The 25971-nt window shown below is 63.9% G+C and carries 24 protein-coding genes, 2 pseudogenes and 1 riboswitch; of the genes and pseudogenes, 14 read left to right on the plus strand and 12 right to left on the minus strand.

The annotated features are described in order from the left end of the window. Positions 1-1132, plus strand: a pseudogene (locus ACRECS_RS25405) (chromosome segregation protein); the annotation flags it as partial. Here ACRECS_RS25405 and ACRECS_RS25410 read toward each other — a convergent pair. From ACRECS_RS25410 to ACRECS_RS25425, 4 genes are all read right to left on the minus strand, one after another. Further along, a complete protein-coding gene (locus ACRECS_RS25410) occupies positions 1077-2321 on the minus strand; it encodes a hypothetical protein (RefSeq protein WP_431585762.1) in 1245 nt (414 codons plus the stop codon). The pseudogene ACRECS_RS25405 and the gene ACRECS_RS25410 overlap by 56 nt on opposite strands. A 115-nt stretch (positions 2322-2436) precedes the next feature. After that, the gene (locus tag ACRECS_RS25415; protein ID WP_431585763.1) at positions 2437-2838 is read right to left on the minus strand and encodes a hypothetical protein; all 402 of its coding nucleotides are present in this window, start codon (positions 2836-2838) and stop codon (positions 2437-2439) included. Between the two features lie 25 nt (positions 2839-2863). Next, on the minus strand, positions 2864-3769 hold the full coding sequence (locus tag ACRECS_RS25420; protein WP_431585764.1) for a sigma-70 family RNA polymerase sigma factor: 906 nt from the start codon (positions 3767-3769) through the stop codon (positions 2864-2866). Continuing rightward, on the minus strand, positions 3747-4211 hold the full coding sequence (locus ACRECS_RS25425) for a carboxymuconolactone decarboxylase family protein (RefSeq protein WP_431585765.1): 465 nt from the start codon (positions 4209-4211) through the stop codon (positions 3747-3749). Before ACRECS_RS25425 ends, ACRECS_RS25420 begins: the two co-directional genes overlap by 23 nt. Positions 4212-4342: 131 nt before the next feature. On the opposite strand from ACRECS_RS25425, the gene ACRECS_RS25430 reads away from it, so the two are divergent. Beyond that, complete coding sequence (locus tag ACRECS_RS25430; RefSeq protein ID WP_431585766.1) at positions 4343-5731, plus strand: RNB domain-containing ribonuclease; 1389 nt, start codon at positions 4343-4345, stop codon at positions 5729-5731. Between the two features lie 81 nt (positions 5732-5812). Here the strand turns inward: ACRECS_RS25430 and ACRECS_RS25435 are convergent, their stop codons facing one another. Together ACRECS_RS25435 and ACRECS_RS25440 are read right to left on the minus strand one after the other, a co-directional pair. After that, positions 5813-6097, minus strand: coding sequence for a hypothetical protein (locus ACRECS_RS25435; RefSeq protein WP_431585767.1), 285 nt, complete (start codon positions 6095-6097; stop codon positions 5813-5815). A gap of 75 nt (positions 6098-6172) precedes the next feature. Continuing rightward, a pseudogene (locus ACRECS_RS25440) lies at positions 6173-6379 on the minus strand (helix-turn-helix domain-containing protein); the annotation flags it as partial. Between the two features lie 129 nt (positions 6380-6508). Here ACRECS_RS25440 and ACRECS_RS25445 point away from each other — a divergent pair. The 4 genes from ACRECS_RS25445 to ACRECS_RS25460 all read left to right on the plus strand — a co-directional run bounded on the left by ACRECS_RS25445 (position 6509) and on the right by ACRECS_RS25460 (position 12802). Continuing rightward, positions 6509-6673, plus strand: a complete 165-nt coding sequence (locus tag ACRECS_RS25445) for a hypothetical protein (RefSeq protein ID WP_431585768.1) — start codon at positions 6509-6511, stop codon at positions 6671-6673. An 803-nt stretch (positions 6674-7476) separates the two neighbouring features. Continuing rightward, positions 7477-11652, plus strand: a complete 4176-nt coding sequence (locus ACRECS_RS25450) for an RHS repeat-associated core domain-containing protein (RefSeq protein ID WP_431585769.1) — start codon at positions 7477-7479, stop codon at positions 11650-11652. Beyond that, on the plus strand, positions 11649-12035 hold the full coding sequence (locus ACRECS_RS25455; protein ID WP_431585770.1) for a DUF4288 domain-containing protein: 387 nt from the start codon (positions 11649-11651) through the stop codon (positions 12033-12035). The genes ACRECS_RS25450 and ACRECS_RS25455 overlap by 4 nt, the downstream gene beginning before the upstream one ends. Positions 12036-12181: 146 nt before the next feature. Continuing rightward, positions 12182-12802 (plus strand): transposase, encoded by a 621-nt coding sequence (locus ACRECS_RS25460; protein ID WP_431585771.1) that lies wholly within the window; start codon positions 12182-12184, stop codon positions 12800-12802. A gap of 95 nt (positions 12803-12897) precedes the next feature. Here the strand turns inward: ACRECS_RS25460 and ACRECS_RS25465 are convergent, their stop codons facing one another. After that, positions 12898-13407, minus strand: a complete 510-nt coding sequence (locus ACRECS_RS25465; protein ID WP_431585772.1) for a hypothetical protein — start codon at positions 13405-13407, stop codon at positions 12898-12900. 73 nt (positions 13408-13480) lie between these two features. Between ACRECS_RS25465 and ACRECS_RS25470 the strand changes: the two genes are divergently transcribed. Next, a complete protein-coding gene (locus tag ACRECS_RS25470; protein ID WP_431585773.1) occupies positions 13481-14380 on the plus strand; it encodes a retropepsin-like aspartic protease in 900 nt (299 codons plus the stop codon). 30 nt (positions 14381-14410) lie between these two features. Here the strand turns inward: ACRECS_RS25470 and ACRECS_RS25475 are convergent, their stop codons facing one another. Next, positions 14411-15259, minus strand: coding sequence for an AraC family transcriptional regulator (locus ACRECS_RS25475; protein ID WP_431585774.1), 849 nt, complete (start codon positions 15257-15259; stop codon positions 14411-14413). A 261-nt stretch (positions 15260-15520) separates the two neighbouring features. Here ACRECS_RS25475 and ACRECS_RS25480 point away from each other — a divergent pair, with 261 nt between their 5' ends. The 7 genes from ACRECS_RS25480 (at position 15521) to ACRECS_RS25510 (ending at position 22825) form a co-directional block, all read left to right on the plus strand. Further along, positions 15521-16345 (plus strand): SDR family NAD(P)-dependent oxidoreductase, encoded by an 825-nt coding sequence (locus ACRECS_RS25480; RefSeq protein ID WP_431585775.1) that lies wholly within the window; start codon positions 15521-15523, stop codon positions 16343-16345. Between the two features lie 160 nt (positions 16346-16505). Next, positions 16506-17753, plus strand: coding sequence for a putative DNA modification/repair radical SAM protein (locus ACRECS_RS25485; RefSeq protein ID WP_431585776.1), 1248 nt, complete (start codon positions 16506-16508; stop codon positions 17751-17753). Positions 17754-17955: 202 nt separating this feature from the next. Beyond that, the gene (locus tag ACRECS_RS25490; protein ID WP_431585777.1) at positions 17956-19149 is read left to right on the plus strand and encodes a parallel beta-helix domain-containing protein; all 1194 of its coding nucleotides are present in this window, start codon (positions 17956-17958) and stop codon (positions 19147-19149) included. Then, positions 19146-20216, plus strand: coding sequence for an SO2930 family diheme c-type cytochrome (locus tag ACRECS_RS25495; RefSeq protein ID WP_431585778.1), 1071 nt, complete (start codon positions 19146-19148; stop codon positions 20214-20216). The genes ACRECS_RS25490 and ACRECS_RS25495 overlap by 4 nt, the downstream gene beginning before the upstream one ends. Before the next feature lie 48 nt (positions 20217-20264). Further along, positions 20265-20750 carry a hemerythrin domain-containing protein gene (locus ACRECS_RS25500; protein WP_431585779.1) on the plus strand — a complete coding sequence of 162 codons (486 nt, stop codon included), beginning with the start codon at positions 20265-20267 and terminating at the stop codon, positions 20748-20750. 9 nt (positions 20751-20759) lie between these two features. Then, positions 20760-22151 (plus strand): UdgX family uracil-DNA binding protein, encoded by a 1392-nt coding sequence (locus tag ACRECS_RS25505; RefSeq protein ID WP_431585780.1) that lies wholly within the window; start codon positions 20760-20762, stop codon positions 22149-22151. A gap of 41 nt (positions 22152-22192) precedes the next feature. Next, complete coding sequence (locus ACRECS_RS25510; protein ID WP_431585781.1) at positions 22193-22825, plus strand: DedA family protein; 633 nt, start codon at positions 22193-22195, stop codon at positions 22823-22825. A gap of 96 nt (positions 22826-22921) precedes the next feature. On the opposite strand, the gene ACRECS_RS25515 is transcribed toward ACRECS_RS25510, so the two are convergent. The 4 genes from ACRECS_RS25515 to ACRECS_RS25530 form a co-directional block, all read right to left on the minus strand. Beyond that, positions 22922-23620 (minus strand): DJ-1/PfpI family protein, encoded by a 699-nt coding sequence (locus ACRECS_RS25515; RefSeq protein WP_431585782.1) that lies wholly within the window; start codon positions 23618-23620, stop codon positions 22922-22924. A 19-nt stretch (positions 23621-23639) separates the two neighbouring features. After that, positions 23640-23718: riboswitch (ZMP/ZTP riboswitch) on the minus strand. After that, entirely contained in the window at positions 23705-25204 is a 1500-nt protein-coding gene (locus tag ACRECS_RS25520) for a hypothetical protein (RefSeq protein WP_431585783.1), read from the minus strand. It overlaps the preceding riboswitch by 14 nt. A 48-nt stretch (positions 25205-25252) precedes the next feature. Further along, a complete protein-coding gene (locus ACRECS_RS25525; RefSeq protein ID WP_431585784.1) occupies positions 25253-25666 on the minus strand; it encodes a hypothetical protein in 414 nt (137 codons plus the stop codon). Positions 25667-25733: 67 nt separating this feature from the next. Beyond that, positions 25734-25971 (minus strand): demethoxyubiquinone hydroxylase family protein (locus ACRECS_RS25530; protein WP_431585785.1); only part of this gene is annotated, 238 nt, incomplete at its 5' end.

Here is a 25971-nt window from a genome sequence, read left to right on the forward strand (position 1 = left end):
GACCATCGCGCAGGACCGCGACCGGCTGGCCAGCGGCACCGGCGAGGCCAAGGGCTGGCGCGCCCGGGCCGGTGAGGCGGCGCGGCGCATTGGCGACATGGACAAGCGCGACGCCGAACTGGCGGCCGAGGCCGAAGGGCTGGCCGACCGCCCCGCAGCGCTCGACCGCGAGATCGACGCGCTGGATGCAACCCATGGGGCCGCGCGCGCCGAGGCGGACGCGGCGCAGACGGTCGAGCGCGATGCGGAAGCGACGCTGCGCGAAACCGATACCGTTGCGCGCATGGCAGGCGAGGCACTGTCCGAAGCGCGCGAGGCTCGCGCCGGCGCCGCGGCACGCGCGGAAAATCAGGAATTGCGCCGGATCGAGATGGGCCGCCTCTCCGGCGAACGCTTCGAATGCCCCGCGCCGGTGCTGCCCGAACGAGTCGGCTTCCAGGTCGATACGGTACGCAGCCCGGCGGAGGAATCGAGCACTCATGAACGCCTCACGCTGGAGCGTGAACGGATCGGGCCGGTCAATCTGGTTGCCGAAAGCGAGCTCGCCGAACTTGAGGCGGCGAGCATCGGCAACAGCGCCGAGCGCGACGAGCTTGGCCAGGCGGTCAACCGGCTGCGCGGCTCGATCGGCACGCTGAACCGCGAGGGCCGGCAGCGCCTGCTCGCCGCATTCGAGGCCGTCGATGGCCATTTCCGCCGCCTCTTCACAACCCTGTTCAATGGCGGCAGCGCGCATCTCGAGCTGATCGATTCCGACGATCCGCTTGAGGCCGGGCTGGAGATCATGGCGCAGCCACCGGGCAAGAAGCTGCAGTCGCTGACCCTGCTCTCGGGTGGCGAGCAGGCGCTGACCGCGGTCGCGCTGATTTTTGGTCTGTTCCTGACCAATCCTGCGCCGATCTGCGTGCTCGACGAAGTCGATGCGCCGCTCGACGATGCCAATATCGAGCGCTTCTGCGATCTGCTCGACGCGATGACCCGCGAGACCGCGACCCGCTATCTGATCGTCACGCACAATGCCGTGACGATGAGCCGCATGCACCGGCTGTTCGGCGTGACGATGATCGAGCAGGGCGTCAGCCGGCTGGTCTCGGTCGATCTGGGCGGGGCGGAGAGCCTGCTCGCGGCGTAAGCGCGATCCAGTCCGGGGCGGGCTGACGCAGACTGGCGGCGATGATCCATAGCATCGCCGCCCCGCGGATCGCGGCGGCAAGCGCGATCTGGCTCTGGGTCGCGGCGGGGACATGCCCCTCCATCCCGGCGAAGAACCAGAATTCGGCGAAATAGGCGAGCACATCGCCAAGCGCGAACCAGGCGAGCGGCCAGAGCCGGTAACTGGTCAGGATCAGCAGCGGGTAGAACCAAAGGTCGAACTGCGGCGAATAGACCTTGTTGGTCAGCAGGAACCAGGCCAGCACCGGGGTGAAGAGCAGCCAGGGCCGGTCACCATGCCGCCGCCAGCCGAGCGCGACGATCGCCGCCGCGCCGGCCAGGAACAGGCCACCCGAGACCAGGTTGCGTTCAGTGATCGAGGACATCCACACCCCGAACACCGCGAGCAATTCCCAGATCGACGCGGCGGTACCCGACCGATCGCCGGAGAAGCGGTAGAATTCGGACCAGTTCTGATACGCGCCGAACGCCAGTGGCAGATTGACCGCGCCCCAATAGGCAATCGCGATGACCACCAGCAGCGCCGCGGCGGTGAGACGCCGGGTCACGCTGCTGCGCTCGGCCGGGAACAGTGCGCCCAGGCCCAGCAATGGCAGCAGCAGGACGGGGAACAGCTTGGCCGCGGTGCCCAGGGCGGCGAGCGCGGTGGCATTGACCGCATGACCGCGTCGCGCCGCGAGCAGTGCGGCCACGGCAAAGGCCACGGCCAGCATATCCCAGTTATGCCCGAGATAGAGGATCAGCGGCGGCGCCGCTGCCCACCAGTAGAGCCGCCGCCGGTCAACCCCCGCCCGCTCCATCATCGCCAGCACGAGAAAGGCGAACAGCGCATTGACCGCCGCGACGACGCCAAGGAAATGCGCCGCGGTCGCCACCGGGCCGAACAGCGTCCGCGTCACCAGCCCCTCAAGCCAGATCAGCCCGCCGGTCAGCACGGGATATTCCATCCGCGCCTCGACATAGGGCAATTGCCCGGCCGCGACGCCGCGCAGGCCCCAGAACGGCACCGCATCGCTATAGCAGCCGGTGATGTACTGGATCGAGTCCGTCCAATAAGCGCCGCAATGCCCCTTGAACGCCCAGCCGGCGAGGCAGGTCAGGCCGAGCAGCACATAGGGCCACCACCGCGTTCGATCCGTTCCGCCCATTGGTTCCCGCAATGCCCCGCTCCCCAAGTTTCGGCGCGGGTGTATCGCCGCGAACCCGCGAAGAACAGCCGATCCCGCTGTCAGCCCGCCGTGAAGATCGCCGACAGTCCGGGACTCAGCCGAGCCGCCGGCGATCGGTGTAGCTCCACGCCGTCAGCCCGATCCCGATCAGCGCGGGCAGGGTGACCGCGGCGAAATCGCGCGGGAAGGCGGAGGGTGCGCAGATCCCCACCGCAATCTCCCACAGGTGGAACAGGGCATGGCCGCTGAACCAGATCGTCGCCACCGCCCAGAGCAGCAAGCGCTGTTCCGCCCGGACCGCGCCCACCACATAGGCGGCGCCGGTCATCACGAAGATCAAGCCGATATCGCGGATGAAATGCTGGTTGAATCCGCCGGTCGAGGTCACCCCCGGCACGGCGAAATACCAGTCCTGCGGCGATGCGAGCATGAACACGCCATTCGCCGCCATGGCCAGGCCAAGGATCGTCGCGATGATGATGCAGGTCCGTGTCATATCGTTTCCCTTTCGAAGACGACGATCAATGCGGCTGCCCGGCCGGCGCCTCGGCGGCCAGAGCCAGTGCGACATGTTTCAGCTTGTCGGGATTGCGCACGACATAGATGGAGGTGATGCGCCCATTCTCGATTTCCAGCGCGGTGGTCTGCAGGATCTCTCCGCGCTCGGCGCTGACATAGCCGGGCAGACCATCGATCCACACCGGGCGGAGCATCACCATCCCCTGATCGCCGAACTTGCGATGCAGGCCGGTGAACAGCCGCAGCATGCGATCGATCCCGACAATCGGGTTGCGGAACGCCATCACGCGGCCGCCGCCATCCGATTGCAGCACGACATTGTCGGCCAGCAGCGACTTCAGCACCGCGGTATCGCCGCTGCGCGACGCCGCGAAAAAAGCCTCGGCGATCCGGTCCGCCTCTTGCTGTTCGACCGGGAAGCGCGGGCGCGCATCATGGACATGCTTCCGAGCCCGGACCGCCAGCTGCCGCACCGCGCCGGCATCGCGGTCAAGCGTGGTCGCGACTTCGTTGAGCGCGACGCCGAAGACGTCGTGGAGCAGGAACGCCGCCCGCTCAAGCGGCGACAGGCGTTCAAGCGCCATCATCAGCGTCAGGGTCAGATCGTCGGCCGGTTCCTCTTCGGCGCTGTCGAGCAGCGGGTCGGGCAACCATTCGCCGACATAGGTTTCGCGCCGGACGCGGGCCGATTTGATCACGTCGAGGCACAGCCGCGTGACGATGCGCGACAGAAAGGCGGCGGGCGTTTCCACCGCGACATCCGCACGCTGCCAGCGCAGCCACGCATCCTGCACCACATCCTCGGCCTCGCTGAACGAGCCGAGCATGCGATAGGCGAGGCGCAGCAGCCGCGGCCGCTGCGCCTCGAAGATGCGGGCGGAGTCGTCAGGCTGCGGCACGCGCCGCATCCACCGGATGGACCGCGCGCAAGCCGATCTGCAGCCGGTTCCACAGATTGATCGACCCGATCAGCAACGTGAGCTGGACTTGCTCCTCCTCGCTGAACTGCGCGCTGACCAGCGCATAATCGGCATCCGGCGCGCCGGTATCGGCGACATGAGTGAGCGCTTCGGTCCAGGCCAGCGCGGCACGCTCACGGTCAGTATAGAGCGGCGATTCGCGCCACGCGTTGAGCATATAGAGCCGCATCTCGGTCTCGCCATGCGACCGCGCATCGGTCGCGTGCATATGGATGCAATAGGCGCAGCCATTGATCTGCGACGCGCGCATCTTCACCAGCTCCAACAGGCTGTGCTCCAGCCCGCTGGCGGCAATACTCGCTTCCACCGCCATCATGGCCTTGAGGCCATCGGGAATGGATTTGAACGGGTTCTTGATACGCGGGGTCATCTGGCTTCTCCTCGGTGCCCTATGCACCTTCACCATCAAGACGAGGCAGCGGTGGTCGAGTGTGACATGGCCCCCAAATTTATTTGGATTTTTTTCTTCGGATCGTGCGCGCCGGCAGTGTAGCACGGTGAATGATGAAGGCGCTCGCCGATCCCGACAATGCTCTCGCCCACGGCCTGGCGACGATCCGCGAGCAGTTTCAGGTGCCGGATGCGTTCCCCGCCGCGGTCCTCGCCGCCGCCGAGATCGCCGCAACCCGTGCGCCCACCCAGCATGTCGACCGCACCGCCCGGCGCTTCGTCACGCTTGACCCCGCCGCCTCGACCGATCTCGACCAGGCCTTTGCGATCGAGCCGAGCGGCGCCGACCTGCTGCTCCATTACGCGATCGCCGATGTCGCCTGGTTCGTCGATGACGGCGACGCGCTCGACACCGAAGCGTGGCAGCGCGGCACGACACGCTATCTGCCCGACGGCAAGGCCGGGCTCTACCCGCCGGTGCTCGCCGAAGGGGCCGCCAGTCTGCTCCCGACCGGCCCGCGCCCGGCGGTGATCTTCACCGTGCGCGTCGCCCCGGATGGCGCAGTCAAGCTCGACGGCGCCGAGCGCGCGATCATCCGCAGCGCGGCCAAGCTTGCCTATGACAGCGTGCGCGACAGCGATCTGCCGGCCGATTTCGCCGCGCTGTCGACACGGATCCAGGCGGCCGAGGACCGGCGCGGCGCGGCGCGGGTCGATCCGCCCGAACAGGAAGTCGCAGCACTTGGCGACGGCACCTATCAACTGGCGTTCCGGCCGCTGCTCGAGTCTGAGAACCGCAACGCCGCCATGTCGCTGGCGACCAATATGGCGATCGCCGACGCGCTGCAGGCGCATCATACCGGGCTGTTCCGGGTGATGGCCGAACCCGATGCGCGCGCGGTCAAACGGCTGCGCCATACCGCCAGCGCGTTCGGGCTGAGCTGGCCCGACACCGCGCCGCTGACCGAGTATGAGCGCACGCTCGATGCGACCGATCCGCGCCAGGCGGCCTTCATGCTGGCGATCCGCCGCGCCGGCATGGGCGCATCCTATGTCCCATACCGCGACGGCGTGGTGCCATGGCACGCGGCGATGGCCGCGACCTATGCCCATGCCACCGCCCCGCTGCGCCGCCTTGCCGACCGCTATGTGGTGCGCGCCACGCTGGCGATCGCCAATGGCCAGGCAGTGCCCGATGTGGTGACCGAGGCCTTTACCCGCCTGCCCCAGGTGATGGCGCGCGCCGATGCGCTGAGCGGGCGGATCGACCGTGCGGTGATCGACCTGGCCGAGACGGTCATGCTGCACGGCCAGGAAGGGCAGGTCTTTCCGGCGGTGGTGACCGACGTGACCGATCACGGCGCGCGCATGCAGCTGCGCGACCTGCCGGTGGTCGCCAATGTCAGCGCGCATAATGTGACGCCGGGCGATGCGCTGCGCGTCCGGCTGACCGCGGCCGACCGGGAACAGCGCACGCTTTCGTTCGAACGGATCAACTAAAAAATCCTCGTTTCGGATTGGGTGGATCAACTCAGTTCAAAACCCTCCAGGTGGGTGCGGCGGGCGTGGCCAGTCGTTCGCCTATTCCCGGTTATGATAGCGTAGCGCCGCCTGAATTTCCGGCGAGTCCATGTCGCTGACCCGAGCTGCCGCCTTGCGGAGTTCTTCAGCCCAATTCTTATCCTTCTCGGATGGCGGGGCAGGCCGTGCCCAGATTGTGGGGCGTCGCGCGCGCATCCATTGCAGCGCGGCGGCGACATCGGGGCGCACTTCACGCTTGTAGCGCACGATCACCGGCGCTTCGCTGCCGACCGGGTGATAGACGCGCACCGCTTCCTCCTCATAGCCGATCGCGCGCTCGTACAACGCGCGTTCGACACGGTCGTCGGCAACGTCTTTCCCGAGCTTCGTCGCCTCGGCGAACTCGGGATAGGCGGCGCGCCAGCGAAAGATGGTGCTGCGCGAGACGCCGAACGCCTCGGCAAGCTCACGATCGGTCAGGCCATGGGCGTAGAGTTCCTGCGCCTGACGGACATAATCGGATTTGAAGTTGAGGGACGGGTTTCCATGCTTGCGGTGATAGCGAGGGTCGGGCAGCGTTTGAATCGAGCCGCGCGATCGTGTCCGGGGGAGATATGGGACACCGATTGTGCCATATCTTTAGCGCGCCCCGGGGATGGTCTGGATCGAACGGATATCTATAAAAATATACTGTTATCAATGACTTAACAGAAATCAGCCAAGAGTTTTCGCGCGTGCCATCGACGTTGCCGGATCATGAGCGGAATCTTCGGACTGTTGCGGCTGGACGGTCAACCGGTCGAGCCGCGCGATATCGACCGTATGGGCACCATGCTGGCGCATCGCGGCCCGGACGGGCGGCGCCGGGCGGTCGAGGGCGGCATGGCGATGCCGCGCTTCGCGACATGCCCGACAGCATGAGCATGCCAACCACTGCGACCGCAATGATGGCTATTGTCGTCGCGATAACCCTGGCAGTATTTCCTGCAGCCATTGCGCGGCCGCGAGCAGGGTGTCGCTGCCGGCAGGATCGTATAACGACGGCGATGCGGGAAACATGATAATGCGTCCTGACGCAGGCAACCGACGGGTACGAGCCTTCCCTCTCCACGAGGGAATATGGTGGAGTACGCCCCTTTTTGGCATTGCAGAGCCATTATAGTTGATCATTCAACCACTATTTCGATTGAATACAAGCGCAGGATTGCCTCATCCTCTGCATTAATCTTTCCTCGACATTTAACTGTAACATAAACTTAACCGCGTAAGATTGTGCAGATATATTCTGCCCCGATGACACCGGCATATTTTCTCGTTAGCCTTGCCTGGTATTTCCGGGGAGCGGGGCGTTGAGATTCTTTGAGCGTATATGCGTTATCGCCTTGATGTGTATCGGCGTCACCGTTTCGGATTCTGGTTGGGCGCAGACGCGGGTACCCCCTCCGGTAGCGCCGGCACCCGTTTGGGAAGCGCGCACCTATAATGATCCCGGCAACTGGCCGTCCCCCCAGGAGGCGTGCCAGTTTCAGCATGATGTCTATAACCCGGGCGCTACGATGCAGCCCGCTACCGGCGGCAGGGGCGAATATTGGGAATGCCACTGGGCGCTCAACCCAAATTCCAACACGATTCTTCCAGCACTTGTAAAAGCTGGCTGTCCTAGCGGCTGGGGGTTCGGGAACGGCGCCTGTCACCGGTCGGACGCTCGCGACCGGCGAGATTGCATGTGCGAACGCGAGGGCGCGTCGCAATCCGCTCCGCCTGCGCCCGTGGCCGGGAACCCGGTCTCTTTGGCCTATGGCGCCAAGGTCGATCGGGAAACCGATTATGAGACGGCCGACGGACGCCTGAGCGTCGAGCGATCCTATTTCAGCCTCGCGGAAGACAGCAGTTACTTTGGCCTTACGCCGATACCGGGATTTGGGGCCCGCTGGCACGGCGTTGTGCCGGGGCGGCTGATATCGGGCGGCTGGAACGCCGAGGCGCTCCAATACATGTCCCCCAATGGCGTGCGGGTGGACTTCAAATCGGTCGGCAATGATCCGGGTTACTGGATCTATAGCGGCGGTCAGGGTGCCGATCGCCGCCGCATCTCGATGGTGCCGGTGCCGTCGGTCGACCGTCCGATCTTCTTTTGGGGACAGCCGGCAGTGGTGAATGGTCCTGCCGAGGTTCGCATGGACATGGCCAATGGGGAGTATCTGCTGTTCCGCCGGTCCGGTTCGGCAAACCCATCCGGGGGTGTGCGATACCTGGTCGCGATCGAGCACGGCTATCCCGATGGCTACAAGATCAATTATGATTATCCGGACGACGGAGAATATCCGAATCTGGTGCGCGACAGCTTCGGCCGCCAGCTTCAGCTGACCTGGACCGTGGCCGATCGAACGACGCTGGCCAGCCTTTCCGACATGCGGCCTTATAAGGTCATTTCCCAGATCATCGTCCCGGACGGTACGAAGATCATCTATGGCTATGGCTATGGCATAGATGCTTTAGGATCGCGCGTTCACGACAAGCTGGAAAGCGTTTCACGGACCAGCGCAACCGGAGCAGTCTTGTGGAGCCGCTCCTATCTTCATGAAAACACTGCGTACAGCTACGCTCTGACGGGCAAGGTCGATCAGCTCGGACGCCGTCTATCGACCTATTCCTACGACCCGGCCGGCCTGGTCTCGTCAACCGAACGAGCGGGAGGCGTCGATAAATATACCATCGAAAATCTTGAGTCCGTGGGGGACACATATTCCTATCGGTACGTGACCAACCCGCTCGGCAAGCGCGAGGACTACACTTTCAAAATACCCAAATGGCCGACCGATTTCTCCGGCATGCCACAGTTGCTGACGCGGATTGATTCACAGGCCTCGGCAAACACTCCCGCCAACACCAAGATATACTCCTACGACGGCTGGATTGGAGACTATCATCTCACAGGCGTAAAGAACGAGCGTGGCATCCAGCTTAATCTGCAGACTGATGGCGGGTTCAGACCCTCGCGCACGGTCGAAGCGCAAGGAACAAATGTCGCGCGGACGACGGATATCCAATGGGATGCATCGCGTGATCTGCCGACGAAAACCATCAAGCCGGGGCTGACGACCGACCTGACCTATGAGGCCGGCGGCCGGCTCAAGACCCGGACCGAGACGGATACGACGACCACATCCGCGCCCTATTCGACCAACGGCCAGCAACGGACATGGACGTATAATTGGTCGAGCACCGGGCAGATCACGTCGATCGACGGTCCCAAGGGGCTCGACGCCAATGGCAAGGACGATATCGACGTCTTTACCTATGATACCGCCGGCAACCTTGTCAGTTCGACCAATGCGCTCGGCCATGTCACCACATTAGGCGGGTATGACGCCAATGGGCGGCCCGCTTACTCAAAGGATCCAAACGGCGTCTATACCCGCTACACCTATGATGCGCTTGGCCGCGTCCTGACGGTCAAGATCGAGGGGCCGACAACGGCAGCCGATGCGATCACCACGATGGCGTATGATGTGGAGGGGCGAGTCACCGAACTGACATTGCCCTCGACCCAAAAGCTCTTTGTCGATTACGACCTCGCCGGGCGCCCCATCACCATGCGGGCGGCGAATGGCGAAAAGATCGTCCTTGCCTACGACGCGATGAGCAATCTCACATCGAGCGTGACCAAGCGCGCCGACAACACGACCGCGCGCTCGATCGTCAGTACGTTCGACGAACTGGGCCGCATGCTGACCCGGACGCTCGGGCCCAACCGCGTCCATCGCTGGAGCTATGACGAGACCGGCAACCCGAAGACGTTGACGGGCGCACGGTCAAACACGACCACCAATTCGTTCGATGCGCTCGATCGCCTGGTTTCGACCGTTGCGCCGGACACGGGAAGCGAGAGCATCGGATTGGATGCTCGCGACCGGATGGTCGGCTTCACCGATGCGAAGGCCGTCAGCACGACGTTCGTTCGCAACGGTTTCGGGGAGGTGATCGGCGAGACGAGTCCGGATCGGGGCGCGCAAATCAATTATTATGACGCGGCCGGCGATCTGGTGGCGTCGGTCGATGGGCGCGGGCAACGGGTCGATCTCGTGCGCGATGCGCTGGGCCGGATCACGAAGAAGACGCCGGTCGGCCGTCCGGCTTCGGAGATCATCCAATATGGCTATGACGCGGTCGTCATTCCGGGCTCTTACGCAATCGGCCGGTTGGCTTCCACATTAGACAGCACTGGTGAGACCCAGTTCGGCTATGACCATCGGGGCAACATTACGTTGAAGCGTCGCAAGGTTGGAACGACGCTGACCGCAGATATGATCTATGTATATGACAACGCAGATCGTGTTAAGGTCATACAATACCCTTCGGGCCGGCTTGTTCAGTATGTGCGGGACACTGCTGGACGGGTGATCTTGGTCGCGACGAAGACTGACGCAGCAGCCAACCGGGTAATACTTGCCTATAACATTACTTACGACCCGTTTGGGTCGATTCTTAGCGCAACCTATGATAACGGACTCACGCTGTCGCAGAGTTGGGGCAATGATGGCCTGCTGGCAAGCAAACGACTGTATCACACGGCTACAGGTACAAACGTCTCGCTGCTGACATATGGCTATGATCCCGATGACAATATCATTTCGATCGCCGATGGTGTCGACCCCACGCGCAGCGTTACCTTTGGCTATGATGCGGTCGGCCGCCTGAGCCAAAGCGTTATGGCGTCGGGAAGTCTGCGTCGTCAGGATTTCGTCCATGACCTGAATGGCAATCGGACGCGGGTAGAACAGCGCGCCGACCCGGCGGACACGACCCCGGTGTCGACCGCCACCTATACGCTGAACGCCGGCACCAATCGGTTGGCGTCGGTGGCCGATGCAAGCGGCACGCGATCCATCGCCTATGACGGGCGCGGCAATACGATCGGCGAAACACGGCCAGGCGGTGGCATCACCGTCGCTTATGACGGCTATGGCCGGTTGACCAGCTATCAGGTTTCGGGCGGCGTTACGCTGGTCAACGACTATAACGGATTCGATGAGCGGATCACCGGCGGCACGACCACCGACCCACGGCTTTACACCTATGATGCCGATGGCCGCATGTTGGGCGAATATGGTTCGTCATATAGCGACGTGAAGGCCGAGACGATTTGGCTGAGCCCGGAGGTCAACACGCCCCAGCAGCCCTTTGGCGGGGACGATGGCGTCGGTGGTTATGCGCCCCTGGCCATCGCAACAGGCAATGGTACAATCTATTGGACGCACGGCAATCATCTGGGCGTGCCGATCGCGATCACCGACGGCTCGGGTAATCTGGCGTCGCCGAGCGGATATACACCGGTTGGATTCCCCGGGCAGGCCCGGACGCTCGCCGACCTTTATTACAATCGGTATCGGGATTATGACTCTTCGACGGGGCGATATATCCAGGCCGATCCTGTCGGACTGGACGGCGGACAGAACAACTATGTATATGCCGAGAATAATCCCATCAATCGCGTGGACCCCAAAGGCCTGAACGCATTAGCGTTAGGTCTGGGGCTGGGCGAACTGGGCGGGGGAACTGGAGCAGGGGGAGCTGCATTAGCTGGAGCAATCGCCTTCTGCTCGGAGCCGGTTGGCTGGGTGGTGTGCGGTGCTGCTGCTATCTATGGCGGGTACAAGCTGTACAAATGGTACAATCCCGACTGCCCTGATCAGGCGCCGACTACTACTGAGATGGCGAAAGGCGGGAAGCAGAATATTGACAATGAGTATGTCAGAGATGTGCAGGCAAATCCGCCCCCAGACATCTGTGCCTACCTCAGGGAGCTTTATAAGAACGAACAAAATCCGATCGAGAGGCAAAAAATCAAACAGGCGATGAAGCGGTTTAATTGTGACAATAGAGGGCGGTTCGAATGACTTGGTATGGTGCCAGCTTGATTTTCGCAACAAAAGTCGTTGATGGAGAGCAGGAAAAAATTCCTATCTCAGAGGAGGTTTATCTTGTGCACGCGCCAGATGATGAGGAGGCATGGCAGATTGCAAAGGAAATTGGTCGCCGTGATCAATTAATAAACGATAAAGTTGAATTTAACGGGCGAGTTGCAAGGCGTGAATTTCTAGGAATTAGGAAACTGAGATCAATTTATAACCCTGTGTCTATGGATGATATTGATCAAGAGCCCCCAACGAATGGTTCAGAGATAACTAGAAGCAATTTTGAGGTTGTTGGCCAAGAAAGTTTGGATGACTTGATGAATGGTAAACCTGTCACAGTCTTGTACGTGGACGGAGCGATTTAGGGAATTTCGGTAGAATTGCGGGAATTACGATTACGGTGCGATTACGGTGACCGATTACGGTGACAGTTTACTTAACTCCTAAACTCACCTAGTCTTAGCAGGTGGCCCATCTGTCCCGCCTCGTTGTCCCCGGCCTGGCGCATCACGTGACGCAGCGGGGCAATGGTCGTCAGGCGACCTTCTTCGAGGACGGCGATTATGCCCTCTACCGCGACCTGTTCGCCGAAGCGGCGGCGCGGGCGAATGTCGAGGTGTGGGGCTATTGCCTGATGCCCAACCATGCCCACATCATCGCCGTGCCGAGCGACGAGGACGGACTGCGCCGGACGTTTCGCTACGTTCATCGCCATTACACCGGCTATATCAACGCGCGCCTGCGTGTGACCGGGCATTTGTGGCAGGGTCGCTTCAGCTCGGTCGCGATGGACGAAGCGCATCTGGTCAGCGCGCTGCGCTACGTGGCCCTTAATCCGGTTCGCGCGAAGCTGACCGAGCGGGCGGAGGACTGGCGCTGGTCGAGCGCCACCGCGCATATCGCCGGGAAGAGCGATCGTTTCGTGGATATCGCGCCGGCACTGGAGCGGGCCGGTGATTTCACGGCGTTCCTGGGCGCATTGTTTGACGATACAATGAGCTATGCCGCTCTTCGCAAGGCCGAGAGCGTCGGTCGCCCGGTCGGATCGAAGGAATGGCTCGCCGATATGGAGGCCCGTAGCGGCCTGACTCTTGCGCCGCGCAAACACGGACCCGCACCCAAGCAGAATTAAGGGGTTATTGCACGTGTCACCGTTATAAAACGCCCGCATCGTCCCGCCGGGCTCGAAACGAACAGCGGGGGATTTCACCCAAAAACGATGATGCTCTAGCCCGGCAATGCCCGGTCGAACTCGTCAAGCCAGTCCAGGCGCAGTTGCTGCAGGCGAATGGCAAGATCGTTTCCGACATCCTCCACCGGGTCGAGCGCGGTACGGCTCACCAGTTTTGCCATCTCCGCCTCGACCGCCGCCTTCATGGTCCGAACGACTTTGCGCCGGTCTTCCTCGCCAAGCGTGTTCCACAATCCGGATCTGAGCCGGAAAGGGTCGGCGCCGATCGAGCAGGCCGTTTCGCCGTCGAACAGCCAGGCCTTCAGCGCCTCTGCGCCCGCTGTGCTCAACGACAGTATGCGCGTGCCGCGTCTGGATGTCCCCGGTTCGGCGAGGATCAGCCCGGCGCGTTCGAGACGCGCGATGGCGGGATAGACCGCGCCGGCGCTGCCGCTCCAGCTCGACGACGGCGAGGTCTGAAACGCACGGCGCACCTTGAAACTGGTGTGATTGCCGCGATGCGCGATCTCGGTCAGCACCGCGCCCTCAAGTTCCGTCAGCGCCATTCGATCATTTTCGCCATTGAAACGAATCCATTGTTCGCGGATAGTACTAAGCGTACTATCGAAAAGGGTCACCATGAAACGCGCGTTACGATTTGGGCATTTCGGGCTGCTCCCTATCATGCTTGGCATCGCCGCAGCCGGCTCTGCACGGACCGTGCCGCCGCCACAGCCCAAAGTCGAGCTGCCTAGCGAAGGGGTCATTCCGCTCTTCCAGTCGGATAATCGCGTCCTGGTGATGATGCGGATCGGCGATGGCGACCCTTTGCCCATGGTGTTCGATACCGGCTCGGATGGTCATTCGGTCGATAACACCATGGTCAAGCGCTACAAGCTGAAACGTATCGGAGATTCGATCGAGCGGGATGGAACGACCGGCAAGGAGCGTACGCTGCCGTTTGTGGCCATGGACAACGTCACCCTTGGAGGGTTGAAGGTCGGCACCCTTCAGGCATCGGCGCTCGATTACGACCGCAACGATGCGATGGGCATCATTTCATCGGAAATGTTTACCAACAGCCTGGTCTATCTCGAGCTCGGAAAGAACCGGGTGCGGCTCAAGCCGCGAGACACGACGTTGCCGCCCGCATCGCCGGCCGTGCCCTATGTCCGCGACATCCCGACGATCGATATCGTGATGCCCGACGGAACGACGATGCCGGCGCATTTCGACACCGGCTATAACGCCGCACTCAGCCTGCCGATCGAGATGATGGACAAGGTGCCGCTGATGGCGCCGCCAAAGATCGTCGGCCGCTTCAAGTCGATCAACACCGAAGGCGACGTCTATGGCGGGCGGGTCCGCGGATCGATCCGCATTGGGCCCGTGACATTGGAAAATCCCGACATCAGCTTCCTTGGGGATCTCGCCAATATCGGATTGCCGGTGATCCGCCAGATCACGCTGGTCATCGATCCAGCGCAAAACCGTAGCTGGGTGCTCGATCCGAAGGTCGTCACCGACACGGGAAAATGAGCCCCGTTCCCGAGGGACTCGAGACGGGTCCTATCGCTGGCGACGTGTCCGGGTCTGGGGGAAGGCGACGACATCCACCGGTCCGGCACCGGCGAGCGATGCGCCGGCGAGTTCATTGGCCGAATCGTCCGTGAAGTAGCGCGCCGGCGTGGTGCCGAGCACACGCTTGAACATCGCGATAAAGGCGCTGAGGCTCTCATAGCCAAGGTCGATCGCGACATTGGTGACGCGTTCGCCCTCGGCGAGGCGCTGCAGCGCCAGGCCGATATGGAGCTGCTGGCGCCATTTGACGAAAGGCATGCCGGTCTGCTCGCGGAACAGCCGGCTCAGCGTGCGGTTGCTCGCCCCGACGCGCACGCCCCATTGGTCGATCGTCATGCGCAGCGCCGGATCGGCGAGGAACGCATCGACGATCCGGCGCAATCGGCGGTCCGACGGCATCGGCAGATGCAGTGGCTCCTCCGGCGCAGCCTCGAGCTCGTCGATCAGGACGACGAACAGCCGCTCATCCCGGCTTCCGGCGGTATCGCCGGGTTGAGCGGCGACGAAATGCAGGATCAGCTCGCGCAGCAGCGGCCGCACGAAGAGGATGCCGCAATCGGGCCGTAACGACGCGCTCGCATCGGGGTCGATATAGAGGCAGCCGACCGAGGCCTGTCCGACCACATGCGCGGTGTGAAGGCAGCCGCCCGGTATCCAGATCGCGCAGGACGGCGGCACCGTCCAGATGCCAGCATCGGCCTCCACCGTCACCACGCCGCTGATCACATAGAGGAGCTGCGCCTGGCGGTGACGGTGCGGATGCATCTCACCGACCTCGGCCAGGGCAATGGCCTGGCCGACGATCTTCGCATGGGGATCAGGCCAATCCTCGTTCATGTCAGTCCGCTCGTGTCCGGCCCCCGTGCGGCTTTACCGCACATCATGTGGCGACACACTAGGGTATCGAGTTTGGGGGCATCGAGCTGGGGCGCATCGAGCCTGTCGCCCCCGGATCGATGCACCTTCCGGCCGGTTTGGCGGGGCCGCGACAGATTCTGGCGGCATCGCGTGCGCGCGTCGTGCCGCAAAAGCCGATGATCTCACTCGTCCATGAGCCGCCGAGTCATCTGGCCGGCGGCCTCAATCAAGGAGATTATCATGTCCATGACCTGGTTTGTTACCGGCGCGTCGCGTGGCCTGGGCCGCGCCTGGGTGGAAGCGGCGCTGGCGCGGGGCGACAGCGTCGCCGCGACAGCGCGCAATTCCGATGATCTTGCCGATCTTGCGGCGCGCTACAAGGACAGCTGCCTGCCGCTGATCCTCGACGTGACTGACCGGGCAGCAGTGTTTGCCGCGGTCGATACGGCGGCGGCGCGTTTCGGGCGGCTCGACGTGGTGGTCAGCAATGCCGGCTACGCGCTGTTCGGTGCGATCGAGGAAAGCGACGAGGCCCAGTCGCGCGCGCAATTCGATGCCAATCTGTTCGGCACGCTGTGGGTGATCCAGGCGGCCGTCCCGCATCTGCGTGCCCAGGGCAGCGGCCATATTCTCGTGACCTCCAGCGTGGCGGGCATCATCACCTTCCCGACCGCCGGCGTCTACAACGCCAGTAAATGGGCGGTGGAGGGCCTGACCGAGACCCTGGCGTCGGAGGTGGCCGAGTTCGGCATCAAGGTGACGCTGATCGAACCGGGTGGCTATGCGACCGACTGGCGCGGCGGATCCGCGACCCATACCGAGCCCCGGCCCGACTATGACGCGCTGCGTGCCCGGATGAAGGCCGGCCCGGCCCATATACTCGGCGATCCGCGGGCGACCGGCGACGCGATCCTCAGGGTGGTCGATGCCGATACGCCGCCGCTGCGCCTGATCCTGGGCAATGTCGGCCTCGGCGTGGCGCGCCGCGCCTATGCCGATCGCCTGGCCACCTGGGAGGCCTGGGCACCGGTGTCGGAAGCCGCTCAGGGCGAAGCGGCGGGCTGAAGGGGCCGGTGCTCCCGGTGGCCTGGCCGATAAAATCGAGCACTCTGTCACCCTATTGGATGTGACCGATCGCGGAATTCAAATTCGGTGCCCCAGCGAAACAAAAATTCGAGAACTTTCAGCTCTTTACGGCGCGTCGATTGGAACATATAAAGAACATATGGCCCAGCTCGATATCCGGCAAAAGCTCGAAATCCTCGCCGATGCGGCCAAATATGACGCGTCATGCGCCTCGTCGGGCACGGTCAGGCGCAGCTCGCGCGACGGCCAGGGGCTGGGATCGACCGATGGCGGGATGGGCATCTGTCATGCCTATGCGCCGGACGGGCGCTGCATCAGCCTGCTCAAGATCCTGCTGACCAACAGTTGCATCTTCGATTGCCATTATTGCATCAACCGCAAGAGCAGCAATGTGCGCCGTGCACGCTTCACCGCCGACGAAGTGGTGCAGCTCACCCTCGCTTTCTACCGGCGCAATTATATCGAGGGGTTGTTTCTCTCTTCGGGCATCATCCGCTCCTCCAACTACACGATGGAGCAGATCGTCGAAGTCGCGCGGAGCTTGCGCGAGGATCATCATTTCCGCGGCTACATCCATTTGAAGACCATTCCCGACGCCGATCCCGAACTGGTGCATCAGGCCGGGCTCCATGCCGACCGCGTGTCGATCAATGTCGAATTGCCGACCGCGAGCGGGCTCAAACGCCTTGCGCCGGAGAAATCCGAGAGCCGGATCGAAGGCGCGATGACCGAGATGAAATCGGCGATCATCGATACCGCCGATGCGACGCGGAAATACCGCTACGCGCCGAGCTTTGCACCGGCCGGGCAATCGACCCAGATGATTATCGGCGCGGGCGCCGCGACCGACGGCGATATCGTGCGCAAGGCGTCGGCGCTGTACGACCGCTTCGGGCTCAGGCGGGTCTATTATTCGGCCTTCTCGCCAATTCCTGACGCCAGCGCGATTCTGCCGCTGCAGCGCCCGCCGCTGATGCGCGAGCACCGGCTGTACCAGTCCGACTGGCTGATGCGCTTTTACGGCTATGGCGCGAGCGACGTCGTCGCGGCGGCCGATGCCGAAACCGGCATGCTGCCGCTCGACATCGATCCCAAGCTTGCCTGGGCGCTGAAGTTTCGCGGCGCCTTTCCGGTTGATGTGAACAAGGGGCCACGCGAAATGCTGCTGCGCGTGCCCGGACTCGGGACCAAGGCGGTCGATGCAATCCTCGCCGCGCGGCGCTGGCGGCGGTTGCGGCTCGAGGATGTCGCGCGGCTGACCGTATCGGTGGTGAAAGTGCGGCCCTTCCTGATCGCCGAGGGCTGGCGGCCCGGCACGCTGACCGATCTGGCGGGACTGAAGACGATTCTCACGCCGAAGCCGAAACAGATGGAGCTTTTCACCTGATCCTGGCCGGAAAACCGACATCGGCGGCCAGTTTGCCGAAATAGGCTATTGACCATAAAGTAGTTATCGCTAGATTTTTTACCGATGCCGGAACATGCCGGCGCGGATGCGGAATCGGTAAGGCCAAAGGCACCGGTTCGATCTGAAAATGACCGTCATAGACGTGGGGCGAACCCGCGCATGACACCAGAGGAGCTTGTACATGAAACATATGCTGCCGTTTGCGGCGCTCGCGATCATCGCGTCGCCCGCCCTGGCCAAGACCGTCGTCGTCGCGCCCGGACCCGATGCGCAGTCGCGGCTGCAAGGCGCGCTGATCGAGGCGGCGCCCGGCGATGTGATCGAGATTGGCGCGGGGCGCTTCGACCTGACCGACGGCCTGTCGCTCGATGTCAACAAGGTCACGGTGCGCGGCGCCGGGCCGGACAGGACGGTACTGAGCTTCAAGGGGCAATTGGGCGCGGGCGAGGGCCTGCTCGTCACGTCGGACGATGTCGTGCTGCGCGGCTTCGCGGTTGAGGATTCGAAGGGCGACGGGATCAAGACCAAGGGCGCCGACCGCATCGTCTATAAGAATGTCCGCGTCGAATGGACCGGCGGGCCAAAGGAAACCAACGGCGCCTACGGCATCTATCCGGTCGAGAGCAGCGACGTGCTGATCGATTCGGTGGTCGTGAAGGGCGCGTCCGACGCCGGCATCTATGTCGGCCAGTCGAAGCGGATCATCGTGCGCAACTCGCGCGCCGAGGGCAATGTCGCGGGGATCGAGATCGAGAACAGCCGCAACGCCGATGTCTATGGCAACACCGCGACGCACAATACCGGCGGCATCCTGGTGTTCGACCTGCCCAATCTGCCGGTGATGGGCGGCGGCGACATCCGCGTGTTCAAAAATATGGTGGTCGACAACGACACGCCCAATTTCGCGCCCAAGGGCAATATCGTCGCCACCGTGCCGACCGGCACCGGCGTGCTGGTGATGGCCAATGACAACGTCCATGTCTTCGACAATGACCTGTCGGGCAATGGCACGGCGAATGTGATGATCATCGGCTATCCCAAAAGCTTCACCGACAAGCGCTACGACCCGCTGCCGCGCGGCATTGCGGTCGGCGGCAATCGCCACGGCAAGGCCGGCTTCGCCCCGCAATTGCCCGGCGGCACTCAGCTCGCCGCGGCGTTCGGCGGGTCGCTCCCCCCGATCCTGTGGGACGGTTCCGGCGACAAGGCCGGCCTGGCCGTGACCGACAAGGTCGTAGTGCTCAGCCTTGGTCTTGCGCTCGCCGCACCGCCGGAGACAGCCAAGCCGGCACCGGCCGACCTGTCCAAGGGCACGACCAAGCCACAACCCGTCAAGGTCGTGCTGCCCGAGGCGATGGAGGCGGCCGCCCGGTGAATCTCGCCCACCGCCTTGCCGCGATCGTTTCCGCTGCCGCCGCGCTCGTCATTCTGGGCGCGGCGATGGAGGATGCGCGCGGTGTGAACGACGCGGCGATCACCGGCGATGGCTATCCCGCGACCTTGTCGGAATTCCATCTGTTCACCGATACGGCGACCCGCACACCGGCGGCGCGTGTCGTCCCCTATACGCTCAACACCCCGCTCTTCTCCGATTATGCCGAGAAGCAGCGCTATCTCTATATCCCGGGCGGCAAAGCTGCGGCCTATGACCCGGACAAGGTCATCGACCTGCCGGTCGGATCGGCGCTGGTGAAGACCTTCGGCTATCAGCAGGCGGGCACGTTCAGGGCGCTGGAGACGCGCCTGCTGCTCCACCGCGCCAGCGGCTGGGTGGCGATTCCCTATGTGTGGAATGCCGAGGGCACCGATGCGGTGCTGAAGCGCGCCGGCACGCGCATCCCGGTGACCTTCACTGATCCGTCGGGCACCGAGCGCACGATCAGCTATTCGGTGCCCAACCAGAATCAGTGCAAGGATTGCCACGCGCTGTCGGGTGCGGTCACGCCGATCGGCCCGAAGATCCGCAATCTCAATGACGGCAAGCAGCTTCAGGCACTGCTCAAAGCGGGGATGCTCGACCGCCTGCCCGCCGATGCGCCGCGCCTCGCGCGCTGGGACGATGCGACAGCCCCGCTTGCCGACCGCGCGCGCGCCTATCTCGAAACCAATTGCGCGCATTGCCACAACCCCAATGGCGCAGCGTCCAATTCGGGCCTGTATCTCGACTGGCATCAGGCCGACCAGAATGCGCGCGGCATTCTCAAGCACCCGGTCGCGGCGGGGCGCGGCAGCGGCAATGGTGAGTTCGATATCGATCCGGGCCATCCCGAACGCTCGATCCTGATCTTCCGGATGGAAAGCACCGACCCCGGCATCGCCATGCCCGAACTCGGCCGCGCGACGGTTCATGCCGAGGCGATCGACCTGCTCACGCGCTGGATCGCCGAGATGCCGCCGGCCGATGCGCCGACCAATTCTGGGGTGAAAGCGACGCGCAACTGAAACAAGCGCCGCCGCGATCAGTTCTTCTGCCAACCACAGGAGAGTTTCATGGCCGACGCCCGTATCTTCGCCGATCTCAAGGCCGATCACGACCGCCACCGCAATTTGCTCGCGCAGATCGGCGAGACCTCCGGCGCGAGCGCGGAGCGCGAAACCTTGTTCGAGGCATTCCGGGTCGAAGTCTCGGCCCATGCCGCCGCGGAGGAGGAGTCGCTTTACGCCACGATGCTCGGCAATCCCGAGTTGCGCGACGATGCCCGTCATTCCGTCTCCGAGCATAAGGAGATCGACGATTATCTCGGCGAACTGGCCGAGATCGATATGGCCACCGGCGCGTGGCTGACCAAGTTCAGGGAAATGCGCCACCGCTATGAACATCATATCGATGAAGAAGAGGAAGAGATGTTCCCCGCCGCAGCCGAGGAGCTGAGCGGTGCGGAGGAGAAGCGGCTCGCCAAGATATTCGAGGCGCGCAAGCCGAAGGAGCTGGCTCGTGCCGAAGCCTCGCCACCGGGCAGCGACGAGCGCGACTAGGGCATCGCATTGCGGACTGTGATCCTCGCCGAGCCGGACGATTTCACCGGCTGGCGCGATGCGGCACGTGCGCTTGCGGCCGAGGCCGTCCCGCCCGAGCAGATCATCTGGCAGGTGGGCGAGGCCGGCGGTGACCTCTTCGCTGAAGCAACGACACCGCCTGCGTCGGTGTCGGTCGCCTTCTCCGTCCCGCGCGCCTTTGTCGATCTGGCGCGCGATGTGGTGCTGCACAGCGATGCCGAGCGATTTGCCCTGCTCTATACGCTGCTCGCCCGGCTGCGCAGCGAGCCCGGCCTGATCGAGGACCGCGCCGATCCGCTGATCCGGCGCCTCGACCATCTCGCCGGGCAGGTGCGGCGCGATATCCACAAGATGCGCGCCTTTCTGCGCTTCAGAGAGGTGGCGGATGTGGAAGGCCCGCGCTTCGTCGCCTGGTTCGAGCCCGAACATCATATCGTGCGGACCAATGCCGCCTTCTTCATCGACCGCTTTGCCGCGATGCGCTGGTCGATCCTGACGCCGGCGCTGTCGATCCATTGGGACGGCAAGACGCTGAGCGAGGGGCCGGGTGCGCAGAAAGGCGATGCGCCGGGCGGCGATCCGGTCGAGGATGTGTGGAAGACCTATTACGCCTCGATCTTCAATCCGGCGCGCGTGAAGATCGGCGCGATGCTCAAGGAAATGCCGAAGAAATACTGGAAAAACATGCCCGAAACCGCGTTGGTCCCGGGCCTGATCGCAACAGCGCAGGCGCGGGAGAGTGGCATGATCGAGACGGCGCGCGCCAGTATCGGCGGCAATATCCAGGTCGCGTGGGAAGCGCTGCGCGACGAAGCGGCGGAGTGCACCCGCTGTCCACTGTACAAGGATGCGACGCAGACCGTGTTCGGTGAAGGCCCGGTCGATGCGGTGCTGATGTTCGTCGGCGAGCAGCCCGGCGATCAGGAGGATCTCGCTGACAAACCGTTCGTCGGCCCGGCCGGCCAGATATTCGACCGCGCGCTGGCCGAGGCCGGGATCGACCGGGCGAGCGTCTATGTCACCAACGCGGTCAAGCATTTCAAATTCGAGCAGCGCGGCAAAAGGCGCATCCACTCCAGGCCCGGAGCGGGCGAGATCGAGGCGTGCCGTTGGTGGATCGACCAAGAGCGCATGCTGGTGAAACCCCGCATGACGGTCGCGCTGGGCGCGACCGCGGCGCGCGCGCTGTTCGGCAGGACCATGACCATCAGCCACGAGCGTGGGCGGCCAATGGCCCTGCCCGATGATGGCGGCGAGGCATGGGTCACGGTTCACCCAAGCTATTTGCTGCGCCTGCCGGATGCAGCGGCGAAGAAGGAGGCGTTCGCGCGCTTCGTCGAGGACCTGCGCATGGCGGGTGAACGTGCCGCCCGGAAATAGGGGCTTCCCTTCGCCGCCTCTCTCCCCCATCGCATCTGCCCATGATCGAGCACATCCTGGGCATCCTCGCCACTTTCACCATCTGGGTCATTTCCAGCGGCGGCTATCTCGGCATCGCGTTGTTGATGGCGATCGAATCGGCCTGCATTCCGCTGCCGTCCGAGATCATCATGCCGTTCGCCGGCTATCTCGTGTCGACCGGGCATTTCAACCTGTACCTGGCGGCGACCGCCGGTGCGATCGGCTGCAATATCGGATCGATCCCGGCCTATGAGCTGGGCAAGCGCGGCGGGCGTCCGGCGATCGAGCGCTGGGGCCGCTATGTCCTGATCGGCCCGGGCGAGCTTGACGCCGCCGACCGCTTCTTCGCCCGCTTCGGCAATTCGGCGGTGCTGATCGGCCGGCTGTTGCCGGTGATCCGCTCGTTCATTGCCTTCCCGGCCGGCGTGGCGAAGATGAAGCTGCTGCCGTTCCATGTGTACACCTTTGTCGGATCCTGGCCGTGGTGTTTCGGACTTGCCTGGCTCGGCATGGTGCTGGGCGAGAAATGGAACAGCGATCCGCGCCTCAAGGCTGCATTCCACAGCGCCGACGCACTGATCGCCGTGGTGCTGGTCGGCGGCGCCGCCTTCTATATCTGGCACCGCATTCGCGGCATGAAGCGCAAGCCTTAGAGTCGTTTCAGTAAGACGTCACCAGCCCGCTCCCACCCGGCCACCCACGGAATATACTGAATGGCTGGCCGGGTGGGGAGCGGGCTGGTGCCGTCTCTAATTGGCCGGCATCCGCGCGGCGAGCGCGCGGGTGCGGTCGTCGCGGTCCGGTGCAAGCCGCGTTGCCAGCGCCTGGTAACGCGCCAGCGTCGCCGTATCGGCGCGCTCGGGCGAGCCCGCATCGAACGGTGGCGCCGGATCATATTCGAGGCTGAGCTGGACCAGCCGGGCATGGTCCTCGCCGCGGATCGCGGCGGTAAGCGCCAGGCCGAAATCGATTCCCGCGGTCACCCCGCCGCCGGTCACGCGGTTGCGGTCGAACACCACCCGTTCCCGCACCGGGATCGCACCGAACGCGGCAAGATGGTGATGCTGCGCCCAATGCGTCGTCGCCCGGTAACCACGTAACAGGCCTGCCGCGCCGAGCAGCAGTGCGCCGGTACAGACACTGGTCACCCAGCTCGCACCACCCGCCGCCGAGCGCACCCAAGCCATGGTCGCCGGATCCTCGCTCGCATCGGTCACGCCGAAGCCGCCCGGGATGCACAGAATGTCGGGCTGGACAGTATCATCGAACGTCGCGGTCGGCAGCAGCGCAAACCCCGCATCGGTCATAACCGGATCGCGGCTCGCCGCGACCAGATCGATCGTCGCATTACCGAGACGCGACAATACTTGCGCCGGGCCGGTCAGGTCGAGCTGCGTGACATTGGGGAAGAGCAGAAAGGCAATACGGATCGCGGACGGGTCGGGCATGGGACACTCCTTCACGAATGAGGTCTGCCCAGGCGAGCGGCATGGATCGGTCGCGCTTCCCCGTGGTGCTCCACGCTTCGCCAGTCACGCGACGGGGGTAAGACTATCCTTCGACGGCGCACTCGACAAGCTCGCCGCGCGGAACAGGAACCACAGCATCGGCAGCGCCAGCGCGAGATAGAATGCGAGACCAAAGCCGGTCTTCCAATGCCACCAGTCACTCGGCACGGTACGGATATCGCCGGCCAGGAAGCGCGTCATCACCGGATCGTAGACCGGGAAGCGGACCCCTTGCGGCGCGGTGATCTCGGCGGCGGCGATCGCGAGGTTGATGACCATGCTCAGGCCGAGCAGTCCGGCGATCCAGCGCCGCCCGGTCCGCCCCCAGGCCTGCCACAGCGGTGCAAGGCCGAGCGCCAGGAATCCGAGCGCAGGGACCGAATGGCGCGGGCCTGTCGAATAGCCGCCATCCCAGTAATAATAGGATGAATTATAGAGTAATATGGTCACGGCGACCCCCGCTGCGAGCCAGCCAAGGTCGCGCGTCTGCGGCGCGCGGATCAATCGCACCAGACCGAACGGCGCCAGCACCAGGATCGGCGCAACCCACAACAGCCCGCGCTCCGGCCCGGCGATGATCTGCGCCAGCACGTCGACATGCGGATAGGTCAGGCCGAACAGCCCCTGCTGCATGCCCTCGAACCCGACCACGCCCTGATAGCCGACCTTGAACGCCATGCCGAAGGCGATCTGGTTATAGACCAGCATCGGGGTCAAAGCGGCAAGGCCCGCCGCCGCCGCGATTGCCGCCAGCGCCAGGCGCTGCCGCCACGGCGCGCCACGCGTGCGCCAGATCGCCCATAGCCCGATCGCGGCGCCCGGCAATGCGGCGGGCAATTCGACCACGATCGCCCAGCCCAGCGCGGCCCCGACCATCAGCGGATAGCGCCAACGGCCCAGTTCATGGGCGGCCCCGGGCTCGCGCAACCCCAACGTGCCGCGCCACACCGCCCAGGTCGCGATCAGCAGCAGCGCCCCGACCGGCGCGTGGCCGAACATGGTGGTCGACCAGCCCCAGGCGGGCGTGGCCATGGCATAGCCGAGCGCGGCAACCAGCCCCGCCCTCGGGCTGCCGGCGATGCCGGTCGCCAGGTCAAACAAAAGAACGGCAGCAAAAGCGATCAGCACGGCCGCCGTCGTCGCCACCGCGAGGCGCAGGCGCAATTTCATGAAAGGCTCGTAGCGCGGATCGGCAAATGTCACTGGAGGCCTGGCAGCTCTGTTCCCCGCCAGCCGATCGGCCACCCACATCGCCGGGAGCGCCATCAGCGTCATGCCCGGCGTCTTGTCCATATAATAATGGCCGCCGAACTGCGCCTTGTCGATCGTCAGCGCCTGAAACTCGTCGATCGTCGCATCGCCCTGTTGAGCCAGCGAAATCGCCGCGAACAGGCGGGTGGTATTGTTGGGATTATACTCCGACGACCCGAACCAGGCGCACGACAGCCAGACGAGCAGGAACAATCCGATCGCGATCGCATGGGGCCCGCGAACCGGTCCCCGCCCCCCCCGGGTGTCGGTCATGCGGTCAGCCGGGCAGCCGGGCGCCGGGCATCATGCCGCGATGCTCGATCAGGGCAGCGATTCCTGCACTTGCTTGTCGGCCGCCTTCTTGTCCTTGTTGATGCGCCGCGCCTGATTGGCCTGTTGCACGAAACAGCCGCTGCCGCCGCCCGGGCCGACATTGGTGCAGCTGCCGATGCCGCTCGCGCCGGCCTGGTCATTGGCTTCGGCCCTCACCGCCCAGCTTTGATTCTCCGGCGTGACTTCAAGTTCGCGCAACTCCTTGGGAATGCGGAACTGTTCCTGCGCGCTGCGGCGTTCGCACACCACGATCTCATTGCCGTTCGGATCGGTCGGGCATTTCTGCGTGCCGTAAATCACCAGCACGCCATTTTGCGGTGCATTCTGAGCCAGGGCCGGGGCCGCGACGCCGCCGCCGGCCATCAGGGTTGCGGCCAGCGCCGCGCGGAGTGCGAATGTCATCAGCCTTGCTCCCGTCCAACGGTCGAACGCATCAGCGCCGCATCCGTCTGCAAAATTCCTGTCATCATCATATCCGTTTCGCCGTAGCGATGGCGACGCGGCAACCGAGGCGGATCACCGCGCTCAACAGCGGATAGGCGATCGCCGTCTCTGCACCCGCGGCCAGCGCCGCTTCCTTATGTTCGACCTCCTCGGCCTGGAAATCCAGCACTGCCGCCGACAGGACCGGATCGCTGTCGCCCAGCTCGGCCAGCTGGTCCTCATAATGTTTGTCGATCTCAGTCTCGACCGCTACGGTGCAGGTC

It is taken from the genome of Sphingomonas sp. (assembly GCF_050725575.1).
Classification (GTDB): domain Bacteria; phylum Pseudomonadota; class Alphaproteobacteria; order Sphingomonadales; family Sphingomonadaceae; genus Sphingomonas.

Excerpts from the sequence above, each read along its gene's own strand:
- ACRECS_RS25480 (WP_431585775.1), top strand. The coding sequence starts at position 15,521 with ATGTCCATGACCTGGTTTGTTACCGGCGCGTCGCGTGGCCTGGGCCGC.
- ACRECS_RS25500 (WP_431585779.1), top strand. The coding sequence starts at position 20,265 with ATGGCCGACGCCCGTATCTTCGCCGATCTCAAGGCCGATCACGACCGC.
- ACRECS_RS25470 (WP_431585773.1), top strand. The coding sequence starts at position 13,481 with ATGAAACGCGCGTTACGATTTGGGCATTTCGGGCTGCTCCCTATCATG.
- ACRECS_RS25425 (WP_431585765.1), bottom strand. The coding sequence starts at position 4,211 with ATGACCCCGCGTATCAAGAACCCGTTCAAATCCATTCCCGATGGCCTC.
- ACRECS_RS25520 (WP_431585783.1), bottom strand. The coding sequence starts at position 25,204 with ATGACCGACACCCGGGGGGGGCGGGGACCGGTTCGCGGGCCCCATGCG.
- ACRECS_RS25515 (WP_431585782.1), bottom strand. The coding sequence starts at position 23,620 with ATGCCCGACCCGTCCGCGATCCGTATTGCCTTTCTGCTCTTCCCCAAT.
- ACRECS_RS25525 (WP_431585784.1), bottom strand. The coding sequence starts at position 25,666 with ATGACATTCGCACTCCGCGCGGCGCTGGCCGCAACCCTGATGGCCGGC.
- ACRECS_RS25410 (WP_431585762.1), bottom strand. The coding sequence starts at position 2,321 with ATGGGCGGAACGGATCGAACGCGGTGGTGGCCCTATGTGCTGCTCGGC.
- ACRECS_RS25465 (WP_431585772.1), bottom strand. The coding sequence starts at position 13,407 with ATGGCGCTGACGGAACTTGAGGGCGCGGTGCTGACCGAGATCGCGCAT.
- ACRECS_RS25510 (WP_431585781.1), top strand. The coding sequence starts at position 22,193 with ATGATCGAGCACATCCTGGGCATCCTCGCCACTTTCACCATCTGGGTC.
- ACRECS_RS25490 (WP_431585777.1), top strand. The coding sequence starts at position 17,956 with ATGAAACATATGCTGCCGTTTGCGGCGCTCGCGATCATCGCGTCGCCC.
- ACRECS_RS25420 (WP_431585764.1), bottom strand. The coding sequence starts at position 3,769 with ATGCGGCGCGTGCCGCAGCCTGACGACTCCGCCCGCATCTTCGAGGCG.
- ACRECS_RS25415 (WP_431585763.1), bottom strand. The coding sequence starts at position 2,838 with ATGACACGGACCTGCATCATCATCGCGACGATCCTTGGCCTGGCCATG.
- ACRECS_RS25430 (WP_431585766.1), top strand. The coding sequence starts at position 4,343 with ATGATGAAGGCGCTCGCCGATCCCGACAATGCTCTCGCCCACGGCCTG.
- ACRECS_RS25475 (WP_431585774.1), bottom strand. The coding sequence starts at position 15,259 with ATGAACGAGGATTGGCCTGATCCCCATGCGAAGATCGTCGGCCAGGCC.
- ACRECS_RS25445 (WP_431585768.1), top strand. The coding sequence starts at position 6,509 with ATGAGCGGAATCTTCGGACTGTTGCGGCTGGACGGTCAACCGGTCGAG.
- ACRECS_RS25455 (WP_431585770.1), top strand. The coding sequence starts at position 11,649 with ATGACTTGGTATGGTGCCAGCTTGATTTTCGCAACAAAAGTCGTTGAT.
- ACRECS_RS25450 (WP_431585769.1), top strand. The coding sequence starts at position 7,477 with ATGTGCGAACGCGAGGGCGCGTCGCAATCCGCTCCGCCTGCGCCCGTG.
- ACRECS_RS25485 (WP_431585776.1), top strand. The coding sequence starts at position 16,506 with ATGGCCCAGCTCGATATCCGGCAAAAGCTCGAAATCCTCGCCGATGCG.